Origin of the sequence: Zavarzinia sp., assembly GCF_041650655.1 — a bacterium.
Lineage (GTDB): Bacteria > Pseudomonadota > Alphaproteobacteria > Zavarziniales > Zavarziniaceae > Zavarzinia.
The window spans coordinates 1-8009 of the sequence record NZ_JBAZKR010000143.1; the positions used below are offsets into that span (position 1 = coordinate 1).

Sequence of the window (8009 nt, forward strand, 5' to 3'; positions counted from 1 at the left end):
AACGCGGCGGTCGACCTGCGCACCGGCACCGTGCGCAACGGCGCCACGGTCAACGCGGGCGTCAACAACCTGCAGACGGTGACCATCAACCCGAACGTCACCGGCGGCACGTTCACGATTTCGTTCCAGGTGCCGGACGGACGCGGCGGCTTCGACCTGAGGACCACGGCGCCGATCGCCTACAACGCGAGCGCGATCGACGTCTACAAGGCGCTGAGCCCGATCCTCAACCCGAACGGCTCGACGATCGACATCGATCCGGAGTTCGACCGCGTCACGCGCGATCCGTCCAAGCCCTACACCGACAACTTCGCGGTGCAGCGCATCGGCGACACATTCCTGATCACGATGCAGGGCGCGTACCGCGACCTGAAGATCGACGACATCGACACGCGCGCGCTGGTCACGCGCGAGACGGCGCTCGACCCGGTCACCAACGAAGCGCCGGCGGCGGAGGTTACGCTCGGCAGCACGCTCGGCACGGCGGTCCTCGACGCCACCGCGCCGCGCGCGACGACGGTCGACCTGGCGGCGACCGGCCTCGCCGCCAGCGGTACCTGGAGCGTCGGCATCACGCTGCGCGGCATCACCACCACGCATACGTTCTCGGGCGGCGCCACGCTCGATGCCGTCGCCGCCGGCCTTGCCGCGAGCATCAACGCCGGCGCCGCCGACGTGTTCACGGCAACCAGCGACGGCGCGGTACTGGTCGTCGCCAACCGCGACGGCAGCACGTTCGCGACCAGCCTCAGCCGCAACTCGGTGAATGCCGGCAGCGTCCAGGTCATCGACCGCTCGACGCCGACCGAGGCGATGGTGAACCTCGACGGCACGCCGGCGACCAACGAGATCTGGCAGATCACGCTGGACGACGGCGCCACCGGGCCCGTCACGCTGAGCTACCAGGTGCTTGCGGCGGACCTGCTCGCGACCGATCCGCTGGCGAAGATCGCATTCGGCCTCGCCGCCTTGATCAACGCGACGGCGAATGCGGACTTCGCCGCGGTCGCCGAGGGCGACAGCGTGGTAATCGTGCGCCGCGACGGCACGCTCTTCTCGGCCACGCCGGCCATCCAGCCGGCCGGCCAGCCGTCGCAGACGGTCAGCGAGGCCTGGACGGTGACGCTGCTGAGCGCCACGAGCGCGGCGCTGGCGGGCCTGCCGGCCGGCACGCCGCACAGCTTCACCTACAACACGGTCCCCGGGGTCGATACGCAGGCCTCGATCGCGCGCCACCTGGCCGAGCTCATCAACGCGGACGGCCTGCCCGAATTCCACGCCACGAGCGACGGCGAAGTGCTGCACATCGACAACCTCGCCGGCAACGTGTTCACGACGACCTTCGCCGCCAATGGCACGCCGAAGCCGCTCGCGGTCGAGGCGGCGAGCGCGACGATCGCGACGCGCATCGACGGCATCAACTACTACAACATCGAGAACCTCAGCCTGCGGCTCGGCGCGGGCGACGACGTGCTCAACGTAAGGGGCACGACGGCGACCACCAGCATCGACACGGGCGCCGGCGACGACGCGCTCTACGTGTCCTCGGCCGCGAACGCCGCGGTCGGCGCGCCGGTCGACTTCCTGACCGGCAACCTGCGCGACATCAGCGGCGCGCTCAACATCGACGCGGGCACGGGCCAGAACCGCCTGCTGATCAGCGGCGAGGCGGGCACGCTGGACAACGGCGACATCGTCCTCACCGACCAGGTCGGCACGGTCGCGGGCGCGCCGGCGAGCGCCGAGATCGCGATCACCGGCCTCACGGGCGGCGACAACAGCTTCGGCTGGGTCGACATGGCGCAGGGCCTGATCACCTTCCAGGCCGCGCCTGCGGCGCCCACGCCGGGCAACTTCGGCGGCGGCGTGACGCTCTGGACCGGCTTCGGCGCGGACACGATCTGGGTGGACGGCGCCGCGGACCAGGCGGGCGTGCGCACGATCACCACCCTCAACACCGGCCTCGGCGACGACACGGTGGGCGTGAACCTCACGGCCGGCCAGGACGGCGTGTTCGTGCTCAACACGCAGGGCCCGTGGAACGACTACCCGGCGAGCGCCTACCCGGGCATCAGCGACATCGACACGGTGCTGGGCGCGGGCAACAACCCGGCGAACGGCCCGGCCGGCGCCTACGAATCGACCGCGGGCCTGATCGTCTTCGGCGGCCAGGGCGACGACACGATCGTCGGCGGCTCGGGACGCGACATGCTGTTCGGCGACCGCGGCCAGATCGTGAGCTACGAGTACGTGGGCGGCGTGCCGAACACCGGCGTGATCCTCGAGGTGCTGGGCAACGGCGGGCCGGGCGACTTCACCGACGGCGCGGTGCGCAATCCGGACCTGTTCGAGAGCACCTTCCCGCTGGTGGGCGGCAACGACACGATCGACGGCCGCGAGGGCGACAACCTCGTCGTCGGCGGCGCGGGCGCCGACCTGATCAGCACCGGCGCGGGCGCGGAGGTGATCCTGGGCGACAACGGCATGTTCGGCTTCACGACCAACGGCGCCAGCCAGGCGATCCTCACGAGCGCGCAGACCACCGACACGCTCGACCAGCCGACCTGGGGCGACGTGATCGTCACGGGCGACGGCGACAACGTCGTGCTCGCCGGCATGGGCGACGACCACGTCAACGACCCGGCGGTCTCGTTGGGCGCCACGCCGAGCGCCGGCAGCGACATCGTCATCGGCGACAACGGCTACTTCACGTGGGACAGCCTCGGCAACCCGGTGTCGTTCGGCAGCGCGAGCGCCGGCCAGGTGAGCTACACGCCGGCCGCCGGCCCGGCGAATCCGGTGGGCGGCGTGAGTACCGGCGTCAACGGCACGCTCGCCTATGGCGACCTCGACAGCGACGGCGACCTCGACCTCGTGGTCGGCCAGTCCGACGGCACGCTCGCCTACTACGTGAACACGGGCACTTCGACCGCGCCGTTGTACGCCGCGGCCGCGGTCAGTCCGTTCGCCGGCATCGATGTCGGCGCGCAGAGTACGCCGAGCCTGGTCGACCTGGACCATGACGGCGACCTCGACCTCGTGGTGGGCGGCGACAGCGGCACGCTCGCCTACTTCGAGAACACCGGCACCGGTGCGGCGCCGGTCTACGTCGCGGTCACGGGGGCGGCCGATCCGTTCGCCGGCGTGGTGGTCGTCGACCCGCTCAACCCGAGCACGCAGAGCACGCCGGTGCTGGCGGACCTCGACGGCGACGGCGACCTCGACCTGGTGGTCGGGCAGAGCGACGGCACGCTGGATTACTACGAGAACACGGGCAGCGACGCGGCGCCCGTGTTCCAGGCGCAGACCGGCGCGGCCAATCCATTAGACGGCATCGGCGCCGGCATGCCGAGCACGCCGGCCAACCCGATCACGCAGGCCACGCCGGCCTTCGCCGACGTGGACGGCGACGGCGACCTCGACCTGGTGCTCGGCCGGAGCGACGGCACGCTCGGGTACTTCGAGAACACGGGCACCGGCGTGGCGCCGGTGTACGTCGAGCGCAGCGGCGCGGCCAATCCGTTCGATGGCATCGACGTCGGCACCCAGAGCACGCCGAGCTTCGCCGATCTGGACGGCGACGGCGACCTCGACCTCGTGGCGGGCGGCACGGGCGGCGCGCTTGCCTACTACGAGAACACGAGCACGGGCGCGGGCGGCAACGACGTGATCGTCGTCGGCACCACCAGCGCGGGCGACGGCGCTAACGTCGTGGTGGGCGGCTTCGGCGACGACACGATTGTCGCGGGTACGGGCGCCGACATCCTGCTCGGCGACAATGGCGCGGCCCTCTACACCACGGGCACGGCCGATCTGCTGCGCGTGCAATCCACCGGCGTGCTCAACAACACGGGCGGCAACGACACCATCGCCGCCGGCGAGGGCGGCAACCTGGTGCTGGCGGGCGTGGGCAGCGACACCGTGACCGCGGGCGCGGGCGTCGACCTGCTGATCGGAGACAACGGCCAGATCAACTGGATGCCGACCGGCGAGCTGAGCCAGGTCATGACCACGCTGCCGGCGCTCGGCGCGGCCGACAGCATCCTCGCGGGCGACGGCGACAACATCGTCGCGGGCGGCGTGGGCGCAGACACGATCACGGGCGGCGTGGACGACGACCTGATCCTCGGCGACAACGGCCTGTTCGATTTCACGACCGACGGCACCGGCGCGGCGATCCTCACCGCGGCAATCAGCACCGACGTGGTCGACCAGCCGGCCTGGGGCGACACCATCGTCACCGGCGCGGGCGACAACATCGTGCTGGCCGGCGTGGGCTCCGATCACGTAAACGACCCCGCGGTGTCGCCGACGGCCGTACCGAGCCCGGGCGACGAGATCGTCATCGGCGACAACGGCCAGGTCGCCTGGGACATCAACGGCGTGATCGCCTCGTTCTCCAGCACGCAGCCGGGCTTCGGCGGCGACGAAGTGATCGTGGTCGGCGGCGGCGCGAATATCGTGGTCGGCGGCTTCGGCAACGACACGATCCTGGCGGGCGGGGGCGTCGACATCCTGCTGGGCGACAACGGCTTGGTGACCTACTACCCGGGCACGGACCAGCTGCAGCAGGCAATGACCACCGACGGCGCGAGCGGCACCGGCGGCAACGACACCATCCTCGCCGGCGATGGCAACAACCTGATCATGGCCGGCGCGGGCGCCGACACGGTGACGGGGGGCGCCGGCAACGACCTCATCATGGGCGACAACGGCGTGTTCGACTTCACGCTGGCTGCAGGCGGTGCGGCGGTGCTCACCGGCGCGACGACCACCGACACCACGGCGGCCGACCCGCTCGGCAACCCGCTTGCCTGGGACGACACCATCGTGACCGGCGGCGGCGACAACATCGTCATGGCGGGCCTGGGCGCCGACCATGTCAACGACCCGGCGGCGACGCCCGCGGCCGTGCTGACCGCGCCGGTCTTCGCCGACCTGAACGGCGACGGCCTGCTCGATGCCGTGGTGGGCGCGGGCGACGGCACGCTGCGCTACTACGTGAACGCCGGCACGGCCGCATCGCCGGTCTACGTCGAGCAGACCGGGGCGGCGAATCCGTTCGACGGCATCGACGTCGGCACGGCGGCGGCGCCGAGCTTCGCGGACCTCGATGGCGACGGCGACCTGGATGCCGTGGTGGGCGCGGGCGACGGCACGCTGCACTACCTGATGAACTCCGGTACGGCGAGCGCGCCTGCCTACGTCGAGCAGACCGGCGCGGCCAATCCGTTCGACGGCATCGGCGTGGGCACCGTGAGCACGCCGAGCGTCGGCGATGTGAACGGCGACGGCCTGCTGGATGTCGTGGTGGGCGCGGGCGACGGCACGCTGCACTTCCTCGAGAACACCGGCGCGACCACGGCCCCGGCCTTCGTCGAGCAGACCGGCGCGGCGAATCCTTTCGCGGGCATCGACGTGGGCACGGTGAGCGCGCCGGCACTCGCCGACGTGAACGGCGTCGGCCTGCTGGACGTCGTGGTGGGCGCGAGCGACGGCACGCTGGCGTACCTGGAGAACACCGGCCCGGCCACGGCCCCAGTCTTCGTCGCGCAGACCGGCACGGCCAATCCGTTTGACGGCATCGATGTCGGCAGCCTGAGCGCGCCTGCGGTCGCCGACGTGAACGGCGACGGCCTCCTGGACGTGGTGCTGGGCGCGAGCGACGGCACGCTGACCACCCTCGACAACACCGGATCGGCCGCCGCGCCGGCCTACGTGCCGGTCGCCGCGGCGGCCGATCCGCTCGCCGGCGTCGCCGTCGGCCAGAACGGGGGCAACGACATCGTGATCGGCGACAACGGGTTCGTGAACTGGGATGCCGGTGCGCTGCTGACGCAGTTTGGCTCGACCGACCCGGCGCTCGGCGGCGGCGACGTGATCGTGGTGGGCGACGGCACGAACATCGTCGTGGGCGGCAACGGCAACGACACGATCGCCACCGGCGTCGGTGCCGACATCGTGCTGGGCGACGACGGGCAGGTCGACTACGTGACCACCGACGGCAACTCGGCCGACATCGACTCGATCACGAGCACCTCGACGACCGCCTACGGCGGCGCCGACACGATCCTCACGGGCGCGGGCGACGACATCGTCATCGGCGGCCGCATGGACGACGTCATCGACGCGGGCAGCGGGGACAACCTGGTGATCGGCGACAGCGGCCTGATCCTCGCCGACACGGTGGACGCGCCGCAGATGGCCGGCCAGCCGATCACGCTGGGGCTGGTGCAGAGCATCCAGCTCGACGATGGCGGCAACGACGTCATCACCACGACCACGGGCAACGACATCGTCGTCGGCGGCTTCGGCGCCGACACGCTGGCCACGGGCGCCGGCAACGACACCGTGTTCGGCGACAACGGCATGATCGACTACACCGACGCAGTGCCGACGCTGATCCAGACGACGGACACGGTCGCGGCGACCGGCGGCGACGACGTCATCGACGCGGGCGACGGCAACAGCATCGTATTCGGCGGAGTGGGAGCCGACACGGTGACCTCCGGCAGCGGTGCCGACATCGTGTTCGGCGACAACGGTGCCGTTGTCAACGACGCGAGCGGAAACCTGGTCCAGGCGATCACCAGCGACCCGCTGCTCGGCGGCAACGACACGCTCGCCACCGGCGCCGGCAACGACGTGGCCATGGGCGGCGCGTTCTCCGACCTGGTGACCAGCGCCGGCGGCAACGACATCCTGTTCGGCGACGGCGGCAGCGTGACCTACGCGGGCGGCGGCGCGAACGTGCTGATCGAGTCGGTCGACACGCTGTTCGGCGGCAATGACACGCTCAACGCCGGCACGGGCGCCGACATCCTGATCGGCGGGCAGGGAGAGGACCTGCTCTACGGCACGCTGGACGAGGACCTGCTGTTCGGCGGCAACGTGGCAGTTACCCTGCAAAACGGCCTGGTCACGAGCATCGAGAGCGACACACAGGATCTGGTCACCGAGGCGATGTTCAAGTCCTTCAATGCGCTGTCCGGCGAGGATGGGGACAAACAGACGGCCGCCGCTCTGCTGAGAGACCTGCCGGGGTATGTGACCGTTGTGCCGGATCGACTCAGCGAACTCCTGCGGCTTGAGCCCCTGCTCGACGTCACCGTGTTCCAGAATGTGTTCGACCTCAGCCTGGTCTCGCAGCCGGCGCACCTGTTCGACAACTTCGTGTTCCATGAGCTGTTCAGCTCAGGCGTGGTGACGATATCCTTCCTGCCGGCTCATAACTGGATACGGCACCAGAACGATGGTGGCGATTCCACGGCACAAGTCGGCGGCGAGCAGAATCTGGCCGAGGAAGCGGCGATGGTGCTGACATTCACGCAGCCTCCGGTTGCCGATTTGGACGAGCGCAGCGGTGACGCGCTTGTCGCGGTGCTGGGTGTCGCAGGTTTGAGCGCGGTGCAGCAGCCGCAATCGCGCGGACGCAGGCCATGGGAAATGACGATGGGCGCCGCCGGCCGCGCTTTGTTGCGGGCTCGCGAGGCGCTCGAGTCGTTCAACCGCCCATAGACTTGGCAGTGACGGGCTTATCTGCGTAGCGTTGCGAGATGGCCGCGTAGCGGACCGAGTGTTGGCTGGCTCTCCATAGAATGGTAGCATCGTCGGCACCTCGCGAGTTTGCATCGCGAAACTTGCCGGGTGGTGCAGTCTCGGCGGGGAGATCCCGAGTGTTTGAATCCATGTTTTCGGCGGAGGATCCAATGACATATATGGCAGGCGATCGCCTGAGACGAATGATTTTGGGGGCTGCTGCCCGGCTCGACCCTGGAGGGGCCACGGTTTCCGCGTCGGTTGACGTGCATTTCGCCCAAGAGCACGACGAGCGCATGCAATCGCGGAGCTGCGAGGCGCGGTTCGCAATGGACCAGCAGACTGGTAGGCAGCTGGCATTTTCCGGGAGCTACGAATGAGGGTGTTGATTGCAGGACTTGTCGCGGTGTTCGTCGTGGGAGGGGTCGGCGCACAGACGCCGCTCCCGCCGGTCCACGGGGCGGAGGCGG

1 protein-coding gene is annotated in these 8009 nt (G+C 70.0%); it reads left to right on the forward strand.

Features of this window, described 5'->3' with window-relative positions; translation table 11 throughout:
* Window positions 1-30 precede the first annotated feature (30 nt).
* Window positions 31-7518, forward strand: a complete 7488-nt coding sequence (locus WC493_RS20510; RefSeq protein WP_373068017.1) for a beta strand repeat-containing protein — start codon at window positions 31-33, stop codon at window positions 7516-7518.
* Window positions 7519-8009: the final 491 nt, after the last annotated feature.